18 protein-coding genes are annotated in these 17,864 nt (G+C 61.1%); 14 read left to right on the top strand and 4 right to left on the bottom strand.

Annotated features, from left to right (window positions below; all coding sequences use genetic code 11):
- The first annotated feature begins 1 nt into the window (after position 1).
- On the top strand, positions 2-1,348 hold the full coding sequence (locus HJC00_RS18180) for a sigma-54 dependent transcriptional regulator (protein ID WP_221155683.1): 1,347 nt from the start codon (positions 2-4) through the stop codon (positions 1,346-1,348).
- Positions 1,349-1,456: 108 nt separating this feature from the next.
- On the opposite strand, the gene HJC00_RS18175 is transcribed toward HJC00_RS18180, so the two are convergent.
- Entirely contained in the window at positions 1,457-1,924 is a 468-nt protein-coding gene (locus tag HJC00_RS18175; protein ID WP_064695956.1) for an Lrp/AsnC family transcriptional regulator, read from the bottom strand.
- Positions 1,925-2,155: 231 nt separating this feature from the next.
- Here HJC00_RS18175 and trxB point away from each other — a divergent pair, with 231 nt between their 5' ends.
- The 6 genes from trxB to HJC00_RS18145 all read left to right on the top strand — a co-directional run bounded on the left by trxB (position 2,156) and on the right by HJC00_RS18145 (position 8,088).
- Entirely contained in the window at positions 2,156-3,130 is a 975-nt protein-coding gene (trxB, locus tag HJC00_RS18170; protein ID WP_210630513.1) for a thioredoxin-disulfide reductase, read from the top strand.
- A 22-nt stretch (positions 3,131-3,152) separates the two neighbouring features.
- Positions 3,153-4,049, top strand: a complete 897-nt coding sequence (locus HJC00_RS18165) for a LysR family transcriptional regulator VtlR (protein WP_085778879.1) — start codon at positions 3,153-3,155, stop codon at positions 4,047-4,049.
- A gap of 554 nt (positions 4,050-4,603) precedes the next feature.
- The gene (locus HJC00_RS18160; protein WP_210630512.1) at positions 4,604-4,897 is read left to right on the top strand and encodes a helix-turn-helix transcriptional regulator; all 294 of its coding nucleotides are present in this window, start codon (positions 4,604-4,606) and stop codon (positions 4,895-4,897) included.
- A 1-nt stretch (position 4,898) separates the two neighbouring features.
- Positions 4,899-6,065 carry an MFS transporter gene (locus HJC00_RS18155; RefSeq protein ID WP_221164433.1) on the top strand — a complete coding sequence of 389 codons (1,167 nt, stop codon included), beginning with the start codon at positions 4,899-4,901 and terminating at the stop codon, positions 6,063-6,065.
- A 25-nt stretch (positions 6,066-6,090) separates the two neighbouring features.
- Positions 6,091-7,215: an alkene reductase gene (locus HJC00_RS18150; RefSeq protein ID WP_221164432.1), complete on the top strand. Its 1,125-nt coding sequence runs from the start codon at positions 6,091-6,093 to the stop codon at positions 7,213-7,215.
- A gap of 72 nt (positions 7,216-7,287) precedes the next feature.
- On the top strand, positions 7,288-8,088 hold the full coding sequence (locus HJC00_RS18145; protein WP_210631586.1) for an aminoglycoside phosphotransferase family protein: 801 nt from the start codon (positions 7,288-7,290) through the stop codon (positions 8,086-8,088).
- Positions 8,089-8,148: 60 nt separating this feature from the next.
- Here HJC00_RS18145 and HJC00_RS18140 read toward each other — a convergent pair whose 3' ends face one another.
- The gene (locus HJC00_RS18140) at positions 8,149-9,171 is read right to left on the bottom strand and encodes a LacI family DNA-binding transcriptional regulator (protein ID WP_210630509.1); all 1,023 of its coding nucleotides are present in this window, start codon (positions 9,169-9,171) and stop codon (positions 8,149-8,151) included.
- A 27-nt stretch (positions 9,172-9,198) separates the two neighbouring features.
- The gene (locus tag HJC00_RS18135; protein WP_221146985.1) at positions 9,199-9,387 is read right to left on the bottom strand and encodes a hypothetical protein; all 189 of its coding nucleotides are present in this window, start codon (positions 9,385-9,387) and stop codon (positions 9,199-9,201) included.
- 47 nt (positions 9,388-9,434) lie between these two features.
- Here HJC00_RS18135 and HJC00_RS18130 point away from each other — a divergent pair, with 47 nt between their 5' ends.
- From HJC00_RS18130 to HJC00_RS18100, 7 genes are all read left to right on the top strand, one after another.
- Complete coding sequence (locus HJC00_RS18130; RefSeq protein ID WP_221155680.1) at positions 9,435-10,769, top strand: ABC transporter substrate-binding protein; 1,335 nt, start codon at positions 9,435-9,437, stop codon at positions 10,767-10,769.
- A 102-nt stretch (positions 10,770-10,871) separates the two neighbouring features.
- Entirely contained in the window at positions 10,872-11,819 is a 948-nt protein-coding gene (locus HJC00_RS18125; protein ID WP_210630507.1) for a carbohydrate ABC transporter permease, read from the top strand.
- Entirely contained in the window at positions 11,816-12,754 is a 939-nt protein-coding gene (locus HJC00_RS18120) for a carbohydrate ABC transporter permease (RefSeq protein ID WP_210630506.1), read from the top strand. The genes HJC00_RS18125 and HJC00_RS18120 overlap by 4 nt, the downstream gene beginning before the upstream one ends.
- Positions 12,751-12,939: a hypothetical protein gene (locus HJC00_RS18115; protein ID WP_097610864.1), complete on the top strand. Its 189-nt coding sequence runs from the start codon at positions 12,751-12,753 to the stop codon at positions 12,937-12,939. Before HJC00_RS18120 ends, HJC00_RS18115 begins: the two co-directional genes overlap by 4 nt.
- 3 nt (positions 12,940-12,942) lie before the next feature.
- Entirely contained in the window at positions 12,943-14,040 is a 1,098-nt protein-coding gene (locus HJC00_RS18110; protein WP_210630505.1) for an ABC transporter ATP-binding protein, read from the top strand.
- Positions 14,033-15,028, top strand: a complete 996-nt coding sequence (locus tag HJC00_RS18105; protein ID WP_221146982.1) for an ABC transporter ATP-binding protein — start codon at positions 14,033-14,035, stop codon at positions 15,026-15,028. The genes HJC00_RS18110 and HJC00_RS18105 overlap by 8 nt, the downstream gene beginning before the upstream one ends.
- Before the next feature lie 11 nt (positions 15,029-15,039).
- The gene (locus tag HJC00_RS18100) at positions 15,040-16,701 is read left to right on the top strand and encodes a dihydroxyacetone kinase subunit DhaK (RefSeq protein WP_221164431.1); all 1,662 of its coding nucleotides are present in this window, start codon (positions 15,040-15,042) and stop codon (positions 16,699-16,701) included.
- Between the two features lie 77 nt (positions 16,702-16,778).
- Here HJC00_RS18100 and HJC00_RS18095 read toward each other — a convergent pair whose 3' ends face one another.
- Entirely contained in the window at positions 16,779-17,801 is a 1,023-nt protein-coding gene (locus HJC00_RS18095) for an NAD-dependent epimerase/dehydratase family protein (protein WP_221146980.1), read from the bottom strand.
- Between the last annotated feature and the right edge of the window lie 63 nt (positions 17,802-17,864).

Genomic DNA, 17,864 nt, shown 5'->3' with positions numbered 1-17,864 from the left:
CATGGCCACACCGATGCCCGTTGCGCTGATCGACGACGACAGGGATCTGCGCCGTGCCACCGCCCAGACCCTCGAACTCGCCGGCTTCTCCGTCTCGGCCTATGACGGCGCGAAAGCCGCCCTGGAGGAACTAACGGTCGATTTTGCCGGCCCCGTCGTCACCGATATCCGCATGCCCGAGATCGACGGGCTGCAGCTGTTCGCCACGCTGAAGGGCATGGACGGCGACCTGCCGGTGATATTGATGACCGGCCACGGCGATATTCCGATGGCCGTTCAGGCCATCCAGAACGGCGCCTATGATTTCATCGCCAAACCCTTCGCTGCCGATCGGCTCGTGCACAGCGTACGCCGCGCAGGCGAGAAGCGGCAGCTTGTTCTGGAAAACCGCGCGCTGCGCCGGGCCGCCGAAGACGCGCAGGAGACTTTGCCACTGATCGGCCAGACGCCTGCCATGGAAAACCTGAGGAAAATTCTGCGCCACATCGCCGATACCGATGTCGACGTGCTGGTCGCCGGCGAAACCGGCAGCGGCAAGGAAGTCGTCGCCCAGATCCTGCATCAGTGGAGCCACCGCCGGAAGGGCAATTTCGTGGCGCTGAACTGCGGGGCACTCCCCGAAACCGTCATCGAAAGCGAACTGTTCGGCCACGAGGCCGGCGCCTTTACCGGCGCGCAGAAGCGCCGTATGGGCCGCATCGAGCATGCAAGCGGCGGCACGCTTTTCCTCGACGAGATCGAAAGCATGCCTGTCGCCACGCAGGTCAAGATGCTGCGCGTGCTTGAAATGCGCGAGATCACCCCGCTCGGCACCAACGAGGTGCGCCCGGTCGATCTGCGCGTCGTCGCGGCCGCCAAGATCGACCTTGGCGACCCCGAGGTGCGCGGCGATTTTCGTGAGGACCTCTATTACCGGCTGAATGTCGTGACGATTTCGATTCCGCCGCTGAGGGAACGCCGCGACGATATTCCGCTGCTGTTTTCCCACTTTACCGCCCGCGCCGCCGAGCGCTTCCGCCGCGATGTGCCGCCGCTTTCGGAGGCGGTTCGCCACCACCTTGCCACCCATTCATGGCCAGGCAACGTCCGCGAACTCTCCCACTATGCCGAACGCGTGGTGTTGGGCCTCGAAGGCAGCGCAGACCCATCCTCTCCCCCGCAGCCGACCGGCGGCACGCTGCCCGAGCGGCTGGAGCGCTACGAGGCGGAAATCATCCGCGACGCACTCGCCAGCAACAACGGCGACGTGCGCCGCACCATCGAGGCGCTCGGCATTCCGAGAAAGACCTTTTACGACAAGCTGCAGCGCCACGGCATCCACCGGGGCGGCTACGCCTCGCGCAAATAGCCATGTCGCGCAAAAGTGTGCAGCGGTTTTGCGGCAACGACATGGGTAAAAGCAAAACCTAAAGCGCAACGAGCGAATCTGAAAGATCGCGACGCGCTTTAGGTTGTTTCAGACTTCGACCAATCCGAGCTTCTTTACCTGCCGGATCGTCAGCATGGTGCGCACGGTGTCGACATGCTCGTTCGCCGTCAGAATCTCTATGACGAAATCCTGGAAATGGGTGAGATTCTCCGCCACGCAATGCAACAGGAAATCGCTGTCGCCCGAGACCATCCAGGCCTGACGCACCAGCGGCCATTCGGTGGTGGCGGCGGCAAACGCCTTGAGATTGCCTTCCGACTGGTGTTTGAGCCCGACCATGCAGAAAGCGACCAGATCGAAGCCGAGCTTCGGGCTGTTCAGCATGGCGTGATAGCCTTCGATGATCCCGGCTTCCTCGAGTTTGCGGACCCGGCGTAGGCAGGGCGGCGCCGAGATGCCAACGCGATCGGCGAGTTCGACATTGGTCATGCGGCCATCGGCCTGCAGCTCCCGCAGGATCTTTATGTCGATGACGTCGAGTTCCGTGCGACCCACATCGCGGCCTTTCTTTAATTCGTAGCGGCGAGCTTCTATATAAAGCGGCGAAATACGCAAGAAAGTTTCAAGCCGATGACGGAATCTTGCACAACAGCGTGATTTGCCTTGTTGGTAATGCAAGGCTGCCCTTGAATAATAGCATTGGACGTTCATAAATGGCGCATGGACCGCGAAACGGCCGCAATCGCCTTTTAGCCGCCGCCCTCCTGCCAGTCGAAAGGAAATGACATGCCCGCCCGCCATACGAAGGTGCTCATCATCGGTTCCGGACCCGCCGGCTATACCGCCGCGGTCTATGCCGCGCGCGCCATGCTGAAACCGGTCCTGATCGCCGGTCTCGAACAGGGCGGCCAGTTGATGATCACCACCGATGTCGAGAATTATCCGGGCTTTGCCGATCCGATCCAGGGCCCCTGGCTGATGGACCAGATGCTGCAGCAGGCAAAACATGTCGGCGCCGAGATCGTCAACGACCTCGTAACCGAAGTCGACCTGAACCAGCGTCCCTTCGTCGCCCGCACCGACAGCGGCCAGGTCTGGACCGCTGATACGCTGATCATCGCCACCGGCGCCAAGGCGAAGTGGCTGGGCATCGAAAGCGAGCAGCATTTCCAGGGCTTCGGCGTTTCCGCCTGCGCTACCTGCGACGGTTTCTTCTATCGCAACAAGGACGTCATCGTGGTCGGTGGCGGCAACAGCGCCGTCGAAGAAGCGCTCTATCTCTCCAATATCGCGAAGTCGGTCACATTGGTGCACCGCCGCGACTCCTTCCGCGCCGAGAAGATCCTGCAGGAGCGCCTGTTCGCCAAGGAAAACGTCAAGGTGCTGTGGAACACCGAGGTCGCCGAAATCACCGGTACCCCGGCCAAGCCGCCGATGCCGCAATCGGTGACTGGTGCGCGTCTGCGCGACGTCAGAACCGGTGCGATTACCGAAATGCCGATCGACGGCGTCTTCGTCGCCATCGGCCATGCCCCGGCAACCGAGCTTTTCAAGGGCAAGCTGAAGCTGAAGGACAATGGCTACCTCTGGACCGCGCCGGATTCGACCGCGACCAGCCTGGAGGGGGTCTATGCCGCCGGCGACGTGACCGACGATACGTTCCGCCAGGCAATCACCGCCGCCGGCTTGGGGTGCATGGCAGCGCTCGAAGCCGAGCGATATCTGACGGGCCACATGCCTATCGCCGTGGCTGCGGAGTAAGACCGGCATGAGGGGTGGGGGAATGCCATTGGATTGGGACAAGCTGCGTATCTTTCACGCAGCTGCCGAGGCGGGTTCGTTCACGCATGCGGCGGACAAACTGCATCTGTCCCAATCCGCCATCAGCCGCCAGGTCAGCGCGCTGGAGCAGGATGTCGGTACCAAGCTGTTTCACCGCCACGCGCGCGGCCTGATCCTGACGGAACAGGGCGAGTTGCTCTACCGCACCGCTCATGACGTGCTGCTGAAGCTCGAAACCGTGAAGATGCAGCTCACCGAGACGACCGAGACACCGTCCGGCAAGCTGCGTGTCACAACGACGGTCGGCCTCGGCCAGGGTTGGCTCACCGACAAGATCCAGGAATTCCTGCAGCTTTATCCCGACGTTCAGATCCAGCTGATCCTCGACAACGAGGAAGTGGATGTGAACATGCGCCATGCCGACTGCGCGATCCGGCTGCGCCAGCCGCAGCAATCCGACCTCATCCAGCGCAAGCTCTTCACCGTGCACATGCACGTCTATGCGGCCCCCTCCTATATCAATCGCCATGGCGAACCACAGAAGATCGAGGATCTCGACAATCACCGTATCATCACCTTCGGCGAGCCGGCGCCGAGCTACCTGCTGGACGTCAACTGGCTCGAAGTCGCCGGCCGCTCCTCCGACAACAAGCGCATCCCGCATCTGCAGATCAACAGCCAGACCTCGATCAAGCGCGCCTGCCTGCTCGGAATCGGCGTCGCCTGCCTGCCGGACTATATCGTCGGCCGCGACCCTGGCCTGATTCAGCTGCCGATCAATGCCGACGTGCCGTCTTTCGACACCTATTTTTGCTATCCCGACGAGATCAAGAATGCCGCCAAGCTGAAGGCTTTCCGCGATTTCATCGTCAGCAAAGCGAGAAACTGGAACTTTTGAGCCAGTTTTATGGAATGATTTCCATACTATGCATTGCGTGCATGACTGGCATGCACAAATGAGGGTTGCCGTTTGCCCATTAAACCACCATATCGCACATAGCTGATGCACATGGTGGCTTTTCCTCCCAGTTCCACCGCATTAGCTGTTCCCCTCTGGAGGTTTTTGAACCTTCACAATTATAAGGGCCCTGGTTTTCCAGCGGCCCTCTTTTTTTTGCCTTGCCGCTTCGAGAAATGCCGCGCCGCAAAAAAATTGTGCGGCGCATAGCAGGCATGCACAAAAAAGCATTGAAACCTGCCTAAGGAAGCACCATATCCAATCCAGCTGATGCATTTCGTGGTTTCTCTCCCAGTTCCACCGCATTAGCTGTTCCCCTCTGGAGGTTATTGACCTTCACAATTCAAAGGGCCCTGGTTTTCCGGTGGCCCTCTTTTTTTGCCCAAAATTTGCCCAATCAACAAAAGCTGCCGCCTCACGTCTCCGTGATTTGCATATCGGCATCCCACGATCAATATATCGTTCAAACACGATTTATAGTTCGGTAAGCGACGATGGACAAAGACGAGATCATCAAGGCTCTCGCCCACCCTACCCGGATGGACATTCTGAGCTGGCTGAAGAATCCCGCGGAACATTTCCCCACGCAGGAGCATCCCTTTGAAATGGGCGTCTGCGCCAGCCAGTTCGAGCGTTGCGGCCTATCTCAATCCACCGTCTCGGCTCATCTCGGAACCCTGCAGCGCGCCGGCCTCGTCACCACGAAACGTGTCGGCCAGTGGATCTTCTACAAGCGCAACGAAGAAACGATCGCTGCTTTCCTCAAGCAGCTGACACGGGATCTCTAGAATGCCCCTCGCCCTTCTCGTCCTCGCCTTGAGCTCCTTTGCGATAGGCACGACCGAATTCGTCATCATGGGTCTGCTGCCGGAAGTCGCCGCCGATCTCTCGGTGACCATCCCGCAAGCCGGACGGCTGGTGACGGGTTATGCGCTCGCGGTCGCGATCGGCGCACCCGTCATGGCAATTTCGACAGCGAAGCTGAAGCGCCGCATCGCCCTGATTGCGCTGATGGCCTTCTTCATCGCCGGCAACCTGCTTTGCGCTCTGGCGACCGATTATTGGGTGCTGATGATCGCTCGCATCGTGACCGCGCTCTGCCACGGCGCCTTCTTCGGCATCGGCTCGGTCGTCGCCGCCGGCCTGGTCGCCGAAGACCGCAAGGCCCGCGCCGTCGCGCTGATGTTCACCGGCCTGACCCTTGCCAACGTCCTCGGCGTGCCGCTCGGCACCGCGATCGGCCAGGCCTATGGCTGGCGCGCCACGTTCGGCGTCGTCACCGTCATCGGCACCGTCACCATTTTTGGCCTGATCGCCATCCTGCCGAAGGACAAGAAGCAGCAAACCGGCAGCATCCTGCGCGAGATTGCGGCACTCAGGAATGGCGGCCTTTGGCTGGCGCTTTCCACCACCGTCTTCTTCGCTGCCTCGATGTTCGCCCTCTTCACCTATATCGCGCCGCTCCTGCGTGACGTCACCGGCGTTTCGCCTGAGGGCGTCACCTGGACGCTGTTCCTGATCGGCCTCGGGCTGACTGTCGGCAATCTCATCGGCGGCAAGCTTGCCGATTGGCGGCTCGGCGTCACACTTGCCGGCGTCTTCGCCGCCATCGCCGTCACTTCGATCGCCTTCAGCTATACGAGCCGTTTCTTCATCCCGGCTGAAATCACCCTCTTTCTCTGGGCGACCGCAAGCTTTGCCGCCGTGCCGGCGCTGCAGGTCGGCGTCGTCGGTTTCGGCAAGGATGCGCCGAACCTCGTCTCGACGATCAATATCGGCGCCTTCAACACCGGCAATGCGCTCGGCGCCTGGGCGGGCGGCCTGGTCATCGATGCCGGCTTCGATCTCACCCGCGTTCCGCTCGCCGCAGCCCTGATGGCCCTGATCGGCCTGGGTGCGACGGCGCTCACCTATCTCTCCGCCAAGGGCCGAGCTGCGCTTGCCCCCGCAGAGTGATCCTCCCGCAAAAGAAAGGACCATCATGGCCAAGCTTTTCGAACCCACCAAGGTTGGCGATATCGCCGTCAGGAACCGCATCGTCATGGCGCCGCTCACCCGCAACCGTTCGCCGGGCGCGATCCCCAACGACCTCAATGTCGAATATTACCGCCAGCGCGCCACGGCGGGCCTGATCATCACCGAAGCGACCGCGATCACCCATCAGGGCCAGGGTTATGCCGACGTGCCCGGTCTCTACAGCAAGGAAGCGCTCGACGGCTGGAAGCGCGTGACCGACGCCGTCCACACCGCCGGCGGCAGGATCGTCGTCCAGATGTGGCATGTCGGCCGCATCTCGCACACGACGCTGCAGCCGGACGGCGGCAAGCCGGTTTCCTCGACCAATCGCGTCGCCAAGGCAAAGACCTATCTGGTCAACGCCGACGGAAGCGGCAGCTTTGCCGATACCTCCGAGCCCCGCGCGCTCGAAACCTCCGAAATCCCCGGCATCGTCGAGGATTACCGCAAGGCAGCCCGCGCCGCGATCGATGCCGGCTTCGACGGTGTCGAGATCCATGGCGCCAATGGTTATCTGCTCGATCAGTTCATCCGCGATGGCGTCAACGATCGCACCGACCAATATGGCGGCTCGATCGAGAACCGCGCTCGCCTGACCTTCGAAGTCGTCAATGCTGTCGTCAGGGAAGTCGGCGCAGGCCGCACCGCAATCCGCATCTCGCCGGTGACGCCGTCGGGCGAAAGCTATGATTCCAATCCGCAGGCGACCTTCACCCATGTCGTCGAAGGGCTGGCGAAATACGGCCTCGCCTATATCCACGTCATCGAAGGCCAGACCGGCGGCGAGCGCGACTACAAGCAAGGCGACAACCCCTCCTTCGATTACAAGGCGCTGCGCCAGGCCTATGAAACCGCCGGCGGCAAGGCCAGCTGGATGGTCAACAACGGCTATGACCGCGATCTCGCGATCGATGCCGCCGAAAGCGGCCGCGCCGATCTCGTCGCTTTCGGCAAGCCCTTCATTGCCAATCCCGATCTCGTCGAACGGCTGGCAAAGAACCTGCCGCTCAACACGCCCGACCAGTCGACCTTCTACGGTGGCGCCGCCAAAGGCTACCTCGACTATCCCACCCTCGAAAAGGTCGCTTGAGACTTCTTCTACGCATCAAGAAATCCCATCGAGAGGTGGGATTTCTGCGTTGAGTATCCCTATATGGGACGCATGTTTGCTTCCCATCTCGATCGCTGGTCCCTCATATCGGACGGCGAGCCCATCATCACCCATTCGAGCCGCCTGCTGCCGGTCCTCTGGCAGGAGAGGCCCGCCATGTTGAAAGTCGCGACCGATATCGACGAACGATACGGCGCCCTGTTGATGCAATGGTGGGACGGCGACGGCGCTGCGCATGTCTATGCCCACGAAGACGACGCCGTATTGCTGGAAAGGGCAACTGGGAAACGCTCGCTGCTTGCCATGGCGATGAACGGAGAAGACGACGAAGCGAGCCGCATTCTCTGCCGCACCGCAGCCCGGCTGCATGCTCCGCGCGAAAGACCGCTCCCCGATCCCATTCCCCTCACCCTCTGGTTCCGCGAACTCGAGCCAGCCGCCGCCAAATATGGCGGCACGCTTGCCGATTGCTCGGCGGTCGCCAACGTCCTCCTTGCCGATCAGCGCGATCTCTCCGTCCTCCATGGCGACATCCACCACGGCAACATTCTCGATTTCGAGGAGCGCGGCTGGCTGGCGATCGATCCGAAACGGCTCCGCGGCGAGCGCGGTTTCGATTTCGCCAATATCTTCGCCAACGAGGAATTGCCCACCATTACCGACCCCGCCCGTTTCCGCCGCCAGCTCGACATCGTCTCGGCAGAAGCCCGGCTGGAGCCGAAGCGGCTGCTGCAATGGATCGCCGCCTATTCGGGCCTTTCCGCCGCCTGGTTCCTTGGCGACCCCAATATCGAGCAGGCGGAGACGGCGTTGACGGTCGCGCGGATCGCGCTTTCCGAGCTTCGGGCCTAGAGCATGTCGCAGCACAATGAGGTTGGCGCCTCAACTGGCGCTGGGTCGCGGATTGATTCCTCAGAGATTTTCCTTGAGAAGGACCTCGATCCTTATTCTCTCCTGTTCCGCCAGCGGCTCGCGGGCGTCCGAGCGAGCCCGCATGATACGGATTGCGCTGCGCACCGCATGACCAGGGTCCTGTGCGATGACGGCGTCGATGCGGTCGTCGCGCAAGGCTTCCTCGCTGAACGGCGTACGCTCATGGACGACCACTGCGAGGTTGACGAGATCGACTTTCCCAGCGGTTGCCGAAAGAGGAATGCGCGCCTCGGAACTCAGAACATAAACGGCAATGATGTCCTTGTTGTTATCGAGCACGCGCCCGATGATCTCGTTCGCGCGCCGCTCATCGGCATGCGTCTCTATCGAAGGAAGAGACCTAAGGAACGGGAATCGCTCATTAATTATGGTGTCGAAACCGTGCCGGCGCTGAATGCTGTCAAGCGATTGCATCGTCTCGGCCACCACCATCACCTTGCCCGGCGTTCGGCAGGCAAATGTGCCGATCAGCTTTCCGGCGGTCGCCCCGGCCGCGAAATTGTCCACGCCGACGAAATCGGCCGCGGGAAGCTTTTCCTGGCCGGACAGAAACTGCACGACCTTGATGTTTCGTTCGAGCAGCCGCGCCACGGCATCGCGCACCTGGGGCGATTCCGGCGCCATCAGCGCCACTCCGTCGAGCTCTTCCTCACCTATTCCAGCAAGATACTTCGCCACCCCATGCGCGTCGTCGGTGGAAATTTGAACATAATCGATATCGGTAAGATCGCCCTTCAGGGCTTGCCCCAACTCCTCCACCCGTCGCAAAAGCTCGCGAAGATAAAGATCGCCAGACTTGGGCAGGACAAACCTGAACCGATAGCTCTTGTTGCGCGCCAGGCTCACAGCCGCCGGGTTGCGGATAAAGCCAATCCGTTCAATGGCTTCGTGAACGCTGCGAACCGCTTTTTTGCTCACGTTCGGGCGATCGTTCAATACGCGATCAACGGTCGCGAGGCTGACGCCGGCGGCTTCCGCAAGGTCTTTTGCTGTTGGCCGCATAAGGGCTCCTGATGCGATTTGGACGGTTCACGTTTCCCTCAAAAAAATGAAAATTGCAAGAATTGAAGTGCGCACCTCAAAATTTGCTTGCGCTGAGGTGCGCACCTCAGTTATAAATAATTTACGACGGGCTCTTCGGGCCAGACCGGAAAGGGCAGTCGATAACGCGGCCACAGCGCGCTCCAGCATATGCGCCCTTGCCGCAATGCTTTTCATTCACCCTCGCGATGGAGGTCGGGAGGTTCAACGGGAGGATCGCAGTTATGAAGTCTCTTTTGATGAGCTCGGCACTCGCTGCCGGGATGTATATCGTCGCGTCTGCCGGTACGGCTTCGCATACCCAGGCCGCAGACCTCACCCTGTGCTGGGCGGCATGGGATCCTGCCAATGCGCTCGTCGAGCTCAGCAAGGATTTCGAGGCGAAGAGCGGCAACAAGATGCACTACGAATTCGTGCCGTGGCCGAATTTTGCAGATCGCATGCTCAACGAACTGAATTCCGGCGGCAAACTCTGCGACCTGCTGATCGGCGACAGCCAGTGGATCGGCGGCGCGGCCGAGAACAAGCAGTACGTCAAGCTCAACGATTTCTTCGACAAGGAAGGAATCAAGATGGACGATTTCATCCCGGCTACCGTCGTCGGATATGCCGAATGGCCGAAGAACTCGCCCAACTACTGGGCAATGCCGGCCTTCGGCGACGTGGTCGGCTGGACCTATCGCAAGGACTGGTTCTCACGTCCCGAATTGCAGGCCGAGTTCAAGAAGAAATACGGCCGTGATCTCGCCGTTCCGAAGAACTGGGACGAATTGGTCGATATTGCCCAGTTCTTTCAGGGGCGCGAAATCGACGGCAAGAAGGTCTACGGCGCGGCGATCTATACGGAACGGGGCTCCGAAGGCATCACCATGGGCGCGATGAATGCGCTCTACAGCTACGGCTTCGAATATCAGAACCCGAAAAAGCCCTACGATCTCGAAGGTTTCGTCAACTCGCCCGATGCAGTCGCCGGGCTTGAAGAATACAAGAAGCTCTACGATTGCTGCACGCCGCCCGGCCATTCCGACGCCTACATGACCCAGGACGTCGACGCCTATAAATCCGGCCAGGTCGCATTGCAGATGAACTTCACCTTCACCTGGCCGGGGATCAACGCCGATGGCAATGTCGGCGGCGACAAGTCTGGCTACTTCCCCAATCCGGCCGGCCCGAAGGGTGTGCAGTTTGCCCAGCTCGGCGGCCAGGGCATTTCGGTCGTCGCCGCTTCCGACAAACAAACGGAAGCGCTCGACTACATCAAGTGGTTCGGTCAGCCTGAAATCCAGCAGAAATGGTGGAAGCTCGGCGGCTACTCCGCGCTCCGGGCAGTCGTGGAAGATCCGGGCTTCGCCTCCAGCCAGCCCTACTCCAAGCCGTTCCTCGATTCGATGGCGATCGTGAAGGACTTCTGGGCCGAACCTGCCTACGCCTCTCTCCTCCAGGCATCGCAGAAGCGCTTCCACGACTATGTGGTCGCAAACCAGGGCAGCGCTAAAGTCGCGCTCGACGGCCTCGTGAAGGATTGGAGGGGCGTCTTCGAGGACGACGGAAAATACTGACGCTGACAGCCGCTTTCTCCCAGCAGTGAGCGTCGCGCAGGGCCGGCCATGTGGACCGAGCCGGCCCTGCATACCACCATCTTTCATGCCAAGGAGATGAACATGCTCCATTCCCCGATCGATCGGGTCGCCAGCGCGACTCCGCCTGCAATCGCGGCCCGGGTCAAAGGCCTGTCCGATCGCGCAATAGCCTGGCTCTTCGTAACACCGTCGATCGTGTTGCTGCTCGCCATCAACATCTTTCCACTGATCTGGACGATCAGGCTGAGTTTCACCAACTTCAGGGTGAACCGGCCCAACGCGCCGATCGAGTTCGTCGGCTTGCGCAACTACATCAACATCCTGACGGATAGCGATATCTGGCAGAGCATGCAGGCCACCGCTCATTTCCTGATCTGGACCATCGTGCTGCAGGTGCTGATCGGCTTTTCGCTTGCCTATCTGATCAACAAGAAGTTCCGCGGCAACGACCTATGGACGACGATCATCGTGCTTCCGATGATGCTGAGCCCCGCCGTCGTCGGCAACTTCTGGACCTTTCTCTACCAGCCGCAAATCGGCCTGTTCAACTACGTGGTCGGCTTCCTCACAGGGAACGATCCTTCCAGCTTCTCGATGATCGCCAACACGTCGCTGGCACCTTGGGCCATCGTCATCGTCGACACCTGGATGTGGACGCCCTTCGTGATGCTGATCTGTCTTGCAGGACTGCGCTCCATTCCAGACAGCATTTACGAGGCGGCCGAATGCGACCGCGCGAGCAAATGGCGTCAGTTCTGGACCATCACCATCCCGATGGTGCTGCCGTTCCTGATGCTGGCCGTCCTCTTCCGCGGCATCGAGAATTTCAAGATGTTCGACCTCGTGGTTCAGCTGACCGGCGGCGGTCCGGGATCGATCACCGAACTGACCTCGATCAATTTGAAGCGCGCCGCTTTCGAGCAATGGCGAACCGGCTACGCATCCGCCTACGCCGTCATTCTTTTCGTCACCGTCTTCGGCCTTGCGTCGATCTACGTCAAAGCTCTGAACAAGGTGAAACAACGATGAGCTATTCCGTAACCGAACCATCCGGGCGTCAGAAGTGGGTTGCCGGTATTCTGGTCGTCTTCTACGCCGTCGTCACCCTCCTTCCGCTGCTGTGGATCATCGGGACCGGTTTCAAATCACCTGAGGACGCGATCGCCTATCCGCCCAAAATGGTGTTCCAGCCGACGGTCGAGGGATATGTGAACCTCTTCACGACCCGCACCCGCGTGCCTGAGGATCAACTCAAGGCACTGGGCGAACCGACGACCTGGTACGATAAACTGGTCCGCAAGGAGGGCGTCGTCATTACCGGTGCTTCGCGCTTTGCCGAGCGGTTCTATAATTCCGTCATCATCGGATTTGGCTCGACCGTCCTGTGCATCACGCTCGGCACGGCGGCTGCCTATGCCTTTTCGCGGTTCAAGGTGCCGTTGAAGGACGATCTTCTCTTCTTCATTCTGTCGACGCGCATGATGCCGCCGATCGCCGTCGCCATCCCGATCTTCCTGATGTTCCGATCGCTGGGTCTCAGCGACACGCATGCCGGCATGATCCTGCTCTATACCGCGGTAAACCTGTCCCTCTCGGTCTGGCTGCTGAAGGGTTTCATCGACGAAATCCCGATCGAATACGAAGAGGCGGCACTGATCGACGGCTATACGCGCTTCCAGGCCTTCTACAAAGTCGTGCTGCCCCAGGCCGTCACCGGCATCGCATCGACGGCGATCTTCTGCCTGATCTTCGCATGGAACGAATATGCCTTTGCCGTCCTCCTCACATCGGGCAACGCGCAAACGGCGCCGCCGTTCATCCCGACGATCATCGGCGTCAGCGGCCAGGACTGGCCCGCCGTCGCCGCCGGCGCCACCATCTTCCTGGTGCCGGTCATGGTCTTCACGATCCTGCTTCGCAAACATCTCCTGCGCGGCATTACCTTCGGAGCGGTCCGCAAATGACGACCTTTCTCAATCGCCTGTTCCGCCTGCGCCGCGATGCATGGGAAATGGTGGCGTCGATCCTGATCGCGCTTGGCGTGGTGATGCTGATGCAGCCCCTGTCGCTGTCGCTCTACTCCTACTCTTTCATCGTGACGCTTGTGGGAACAGTGATGTTCGTCGTCGTCAGCCATTTCCCGGAGTGAAGCATGGCACAGATCAGAATTCAGAATGTGCGCAAGGATTTCGGAGCCTTCAACGCGGTGAAGGCTTCCACCTTCACCGTTGAAGACGGCGAGTTCTTCATGCTTCTCGGCCCGTCCGGCTGCGGCAAGACGACAACCCTGCGGATGATGGCGGGGCTCGAGCTTCCAACCAGCGGCGAAATCTACATCGGCGGCGAAGAGGTGGGGATGAAGAGGGCGAGCGAGCGCGACATCGCCTTCGTCTTCCAGATGTTCGCTCTCTATCCCCACATGAACGTCCGCAAGAACATTTCCTATCCCTTGGTGAGCCAGGGCATGAGGAGGGCCGAGGTCACCGCGCGCGTCGCGGAAGTCGCAAAGATCCTGAAGATCGAGAACATCCTCGATAAGCCGGTCGGTGGCCTCTCCGGCGGCGATCGGCAGCGCGTCGCGCTCGGTCGCGCCATCGTGCGCAATCCGAAGGCCTTCCTCATGGACGAGCCGCTCGGCGCGCTCGACGCCGAGTTCCGCGAGCACATGGCCGAAGAATTGCGGGCTCTGCATGATCGCATGGGCGCGACCACCGTTTATGTGACCCATGACCAGCTGGAAGCCATGCAGATGGGCGACAAGATCGTGGTGATGAACCACGGCGTCGTCGAACAATTCGGCAAGCCCCAGCAGATCTACGACTGGCCAGCGACGAAGTTTGTTGCGAAATTCATCGGCTCGCCGCCGATGAATTTCCTCGAATTTGAAGGCTCGATCGGCGCCGGCGACGACCAGGTCAGCCTCGCCGGACACGTGGTGAAGGTTCCGGTCTGCCGGGACGAACGCCTTGGCAAACTCGCCCTGGGCGTAAGACCCGAACATATCAGCTTCACCGACGATTCAGCCTATCGCGGGCGGGTTATTGCCGTCGAATATCTCGGCACGACGCAGATCGTCACGATCGACACCGCCCACGGTGAGATCAAGGCCCGCACACCGTCCAATCAATCCGCACATGTCGACGAACTGATCGGCCTGGATTTCGATTCCAGGAACCTGACGATCTTTGACTCTGCGACCGGAAACGCGCTTGTTTCCGAGGCCAACGAAGGAGTGGTGCGCCGTGGCTGAGGTCATCCTGAAAAACATCACCAAATCCTTCGCCGGCCATCGTGCACTCGATGACGTCTCGATGATCGTCCCCGACGGCTCGTTCGTGGTCCTTCTCGGACCGACGGGTGCGGGCAAGACGACGACTTTGCGTATGGTGTCCGGCCTCGACAACCCCGATGTCGGCGAAGTCATGATCGGCGGACGGTCCATGCGCGGCCTGACGCCGGCCCAGCGCAACGTCGCCATGGTGTTCCAGCAATATTCGCTCTATCCGCATCTGTCGGTCCGCCAGAACCTGGAATTTCCCCTGAAGTCGCCCTTGCTGAAGACGCCGCAGCGCGTGATCGACGAGAAGGTGAACGCGATTGCGGAAATCCTCCAGATCTCCCACAAGCTCGACAACAAGGCGACCGCGCTATCGGGCGGAGAAATGCAGCGCGTGTCGATCGGGCGCGCACTGGTCAGGAACCCGCAGATCTATCTGATGGATGAGCCGCTGAGCTCACTCGACGCCAAGCTTCGCGCCGATCTCCGAATCGAGCTCAAGAATATCCAGGCCAGATCCGGCGCGACGCTGCTCTATGTCACCCACGACCAGGTCGAGGCGATGACGATGGCAACCCATGTCGGCGTTCTCCAAGAGGGCAGGCTCGTCCAGTTCGGCTCCCCGCGTGAGATCTACGAACATCCGGTCAGCATCTACGCCGCGACGCGCCTCGGGCAGCCCCGCATCAATGTCATTCCCGCGGAGCTCTTCCCAGGCGCGCCGGCGAAGGCCAAATCGATCGGCTTGCGGCCCGAGCATATCGATCAGGGCGATGGCCAGGATGCGACGGTTACGCGCGTCGAACATCTCGGCGATCAGACGCGCCTCCATATCACGTTCAAGACACATAATCTGATCACCGTCACCGACGCCCATACCGAGCTCAAGGGCGGTGAAACCATCAAGATCCAGCCGAACAAGCCGCTCTATTTCGACGCGGCCGGCATGCGCTTAGTTTAAGGGAGGCGAGAATGTCACAGTTCCTCAACAGCAAGGAAAACGCGGTCACCGAAGCACTCGACGGCCTTCTGGCCGCATCCGGCGGCGCGCTCAGCCGCCTCGACGGATATCCGCATATTCGCGTCGTCGTCCGCTCCGATTGGGACAAGGGCAAGGTTGCGATCGTCTCCGGCGGCGGCTCGGGACACGAGCCCGCACACGCCGGTTTCGTCGGCAAGGGGATGCTGACTGCAGCCGTATGCGGCGATGTCTTTGCCTCGCCGAGCGTGGACGCGATCCTTGCCGGTATCCTGGCCGTCACCGGACCAGCCGGCTGCCTGCTCATCGTGAAGAACTATACCGGCGACCGCCTCAATTTCGGTCTCGCCGCCGAACGCGCACGCGCCTTTGGCCTGAACGTCAGCATGGTCATCGTGGATGACGACATCGCGCTGCCGGATCTCCCGCAGTCCCGCGGCGTGGCCGGAACCCTGTTCGTTCACAAGATCGCGGGTGCGCTCGCCGAGAGCGGCGCCGACCTCGGGGCGGTGAGCAAAGCCGCGCGCCGGGTGATCGAAAACACCAGTTCGATCGGCATGTCGCTCGATACGTGCACAGTGCCGGGCTCTCCGAAGGAGCACCGAATTCCGGACGGTCACGCCGAGCTCGGTCTCGGCATTCACGGTGAAGCCGGTGTCGAGCAGGTCGAATATTCGGGTGCGAAAGGCGCGGTCGCCGCGATGGTCGAGCGTCTTGCGCAATCGATGGATGACAGATCTCACGTCGTCCTCGTGAACAACCTCGGCGGCACCTCGGTCCTGGAAATGTCGGTCGTCGTTCACGAACTCCTCCAGTCAGCCATCGCGGGCAGGATTTCACACATCGTCGGACCGGCGCCGATGATGACGTCTCTCGACATGCAGGGATTCTCAATCTCGGTCTTCCCTGCCGGCAAGGCAGAACTGGAGCTTCTTTCCAAGCCGGTTGAACTTGCCGCCTGGCCGGGCGTGACAGCCGTCAAACCTGTTACGGTGCTTTCGCTGCCGGACGGATTGACGCCGATCGCCCCGATTGCATCAAGGCACGAACCCACCCGCCAGTTCCTGACGGATTGCTGCAATCTTCTCATCGGCGCGGAGAGGGACTTGAATGCGCTCGATGCGAAGTCGGGCGACGGCGATACCGGTTCGACCTTGGCCGGTGCTGCCCGCGCGCTCATCGAGGCGCTTGATCGTCTCCCCCTCTCTGATCACACCCAGCTCTTCCGGGCCATGGGGCAGGAACTCAGCCAGACCATGGGCGGCTCCTCGGGTGTGCTTCTCGCAATCTTCTTTGCCGCGGCCGGCGATGGCGCATCGAGCGGGCTGAGCATTCGCGAAGCCCTCAAGGCCGGCCTCTCCCGAATGCAGGAGATCGGCGGCGCGCGTCTGGGCGATCGGACGATGGTCGATGCTCTCTCGCCGGCCCTGGATGCGCTCGACGTGGGATTTGCCGCGGCTGCGGAAGCCGCCCGCGCCGGCGCGGACCTGACCGCCACGCTCGTTCATGCGAAAGCCGGACGCGCCGCATACATCAACGCCAAGCAGCTCGAAGGCCATATCGATCCCGGCGCGGAAGCGGTGGCCCGGCTCTTCGAATTCCTGGCTCTCCGCCCCGATGAGGCGGCAGAGACCGGCAGGCGCATCACCGGCTGAATGTCGACAATGACGATTATCCAGGACATGGAACTTGGCGGGCCTATCTCAGCGATCGAAATGAAGCGTTACCAACCTTAACGAGGTGAAACCGGCGAATGCGCAATGAAGGCGGCCGCTGTGTCGTGATGCGGTTCGGGCAGGCAGCCGAGGGCCACGAGTGTGGCTCTCACCGCCTCATCGATCGGTGTGCGCGGCTCCTTGCCGAGTTCGGCCACAAGCTTGGCGTTGCTCATCCTGAGCGGCACCTTCCAGAGATAGCGCATTTCCTTGATCTCCCTCATGATGGGCATAAAAGGCGCGGCGAGCGGCACGATCCACCACGGGAAGCCGGCGATCTTTGCTTTGCCACCGGAAACGCGCTTGATCATTTCCGCCATCTGCATGCCATCGGCATCCCAGAAGCCATCCATATGATAAACGGCAAAGGGCGGCAGCCGATCGGCCCGCTCGATGAGCTGGACGATGGTTTCCGCCATGTCGGGCAGAAAGGTCCACTGATGGCCGACGCCGCGCCGTCCCGGATTCTTGATCGTGCCAACCAGCTTGCCCGGCGTCACCAGCCCCGATGAAAACCAGCTGTTGGCCGTTGCGCCCGGACCGAAGAAATCGCCGGCCCGCACGATGATCGCGCCCGCGCCGGATTGCGATGCCGCCTTCAGCCGCGTCTCCATCTCGACACGGATCGCACCCTTCCTGGTCACCGGATGCTGCGGGCTTTCCTCCGCCGGCGCCGGCAGAGCATCGGGACCGAAATTATAGACATTGCCCGGCAGAACGATGCGCGCACCGACGGCGCGAGCGGCGGCAATGGTATTGTCGAGCATCGGCAGCACGAGCTTTTCCCAGTCGCGATAGCCGGGCGGATTGACCGCGTGGACAATCAGGTCAACACCTTCAGCCGCCTCCAGCACGTCGCTGGCATTCATCGCGTCGCCCTGCACCCATTCGAATGCCGGCTCGTTCTTCGATGCCTTGGCGGCGTCGCGGTTGAGCGCCCGGATGCGCCACCCGCGGGCGAGAAGCTTGCGGGCGATTGCGCCGCCGATGCCGCCGGTCGCGCCGAGAACCAGCGCCGTGATCTTCGTCTCTCCACTCATCGCAATCATCTCCTTTCAATTGCATGAGATGACTATGCCCCTGCTTCCAGATAAACAAAATTG

Origin of the sequence: Rhizobium sp. NLR22b, assembly GCF_019685295.1 — a bacterium.
GTDB lineage: Bacteria > Pseudomonadota > Alphaproteobacteria > Rhizobiales > Rhizobiaceae > Rhizobium.
The sequence above is the reverse complement of the archived record's forward strand: the minus strand, read 5'-3'. Positions and strand labels throughout refer to the sequence as shown.

What these genes read in the sequence shown, in the direction of transcription:
- HJC00_RS18165 (WP_085778879.1), top strand. Translation starts at nt 3,153, where the DNA reads ATGCCATTGGATTGGGACAAGCTGCGTATCTTTCACGCAGCTGCCGAG.
- HJC00_RS18150 (WP_221164432.1), top strand. Translation starts at nt 6,091, where the DNA reads ATGGCCAAGCTTTTCGAACCCACCAAGGTTGGCGATATCGCCGTCAGG.
- HJC00_RS18155 (WP_221164433.1), top strand. Translation starts at nt 4,899, where the DNA reads ATGCCCCTCGCCCTTCTCGTCCTCGCCTTGAGCTCCTTTGCGATAGGC.
- HJC00_RS18145 (WP_210631586.1), top strand. Translation starts at nt 7,288, where the DNA reads ATGTTTGCTTCCCATCTCGATCGCTGGTCCCTCATATCGGACGGCGAG.
- HJC00_RS18140 (WP_210630509.1), bottom strand. Translation starts at nt 9,171, where the DNA reads ATGCGGCCAACAGCAAAAGACCTTGCGGAAGCCGCCGGCGTCAGCCTC.
- HJC00_RS18095 (WP_221146980.1), bottom strand. Translation starts at nt 17,801, where the DNA reads ATGAGTGGAGAGACGAAGATCACGGCGCTGGTTCTCGGCGCGACCGGC.
- HJC00_RS18120 (WP_210630506.1), top strand. Translation starts at nt 11,816, where the DNA reads ATGAGCTATTCCGTAACCGAACCATCCGGGCGTCAGAAGTGGGTTGCC.
- HJC00_RS18125 (WP_210630507.1), top strand. Translation starts at nt 10,872, where the DNA reads ATGCTCCATTCCCCGATCGATCGGGTCGCCAGCGCGACTCCGCCTGCA.
- HJC00_RS18135 (WP_221146985.1), bottom strand. Translation starts at nt 9,387, where the DNA reads ATGAAAAGCATTGCGGCAAGGGCGCATATGCTGGAGCGCGCTGTGGCC.
- HJC00_RS18115 (WP_097610864.1), top strand. Translation starts at nt 12,751, where the DNA reads ATGACGACCTTTCTCAATCGCCTGTTCCGCCTGCGCCGCGATGCATGG.
- HJC00_RS18160 (WP_210630512.1), top strand. Translation starts at nt 4,604, where the DNA reads ATGGACAAAGACGAGATCATCAAGGCTCTCGCCCACCCTACCCGGATG.
- HJC00_RS18180 (WP_221155683.1), top strand. Translation starts at nt 2, where the DNA reads ATGGCCACACCGATGCCCGTTGCGCTGATCGACGACGACAGGGATCTG.
- HJC00_RS18100 (WP_221164431.1), top strand. Translation starts at nt 15,040, where the DNA reads ATGTCACAGTTCCTCAACAGCAAGGAAAACGCGGTCACCGAAGCACTC.
- HJC00_RS18110 (WP_210630505.1), top strand. Translation starts at nt 12,943, where the DNA reads ATGGCACAGATCAGAATTCAGAATGTGCGCAAGGATTTCGGAGCCTTC.
- HJC00_RS18130 (WP_221155680.1), top strand. Translation starts at nt 9,435, where the DNA reads ATGAAGTCTCTTTTGATGAGCTCGGCACTCGCTGCCGGGATGTATATC.
- trxB (WP_210630513.1), top strand. Translation starts at nt 2,156, where the DNA reads ATGCCCGCCCGCCATACGAAGGTGCTCATCATCGGTTCCGGACCCGCC.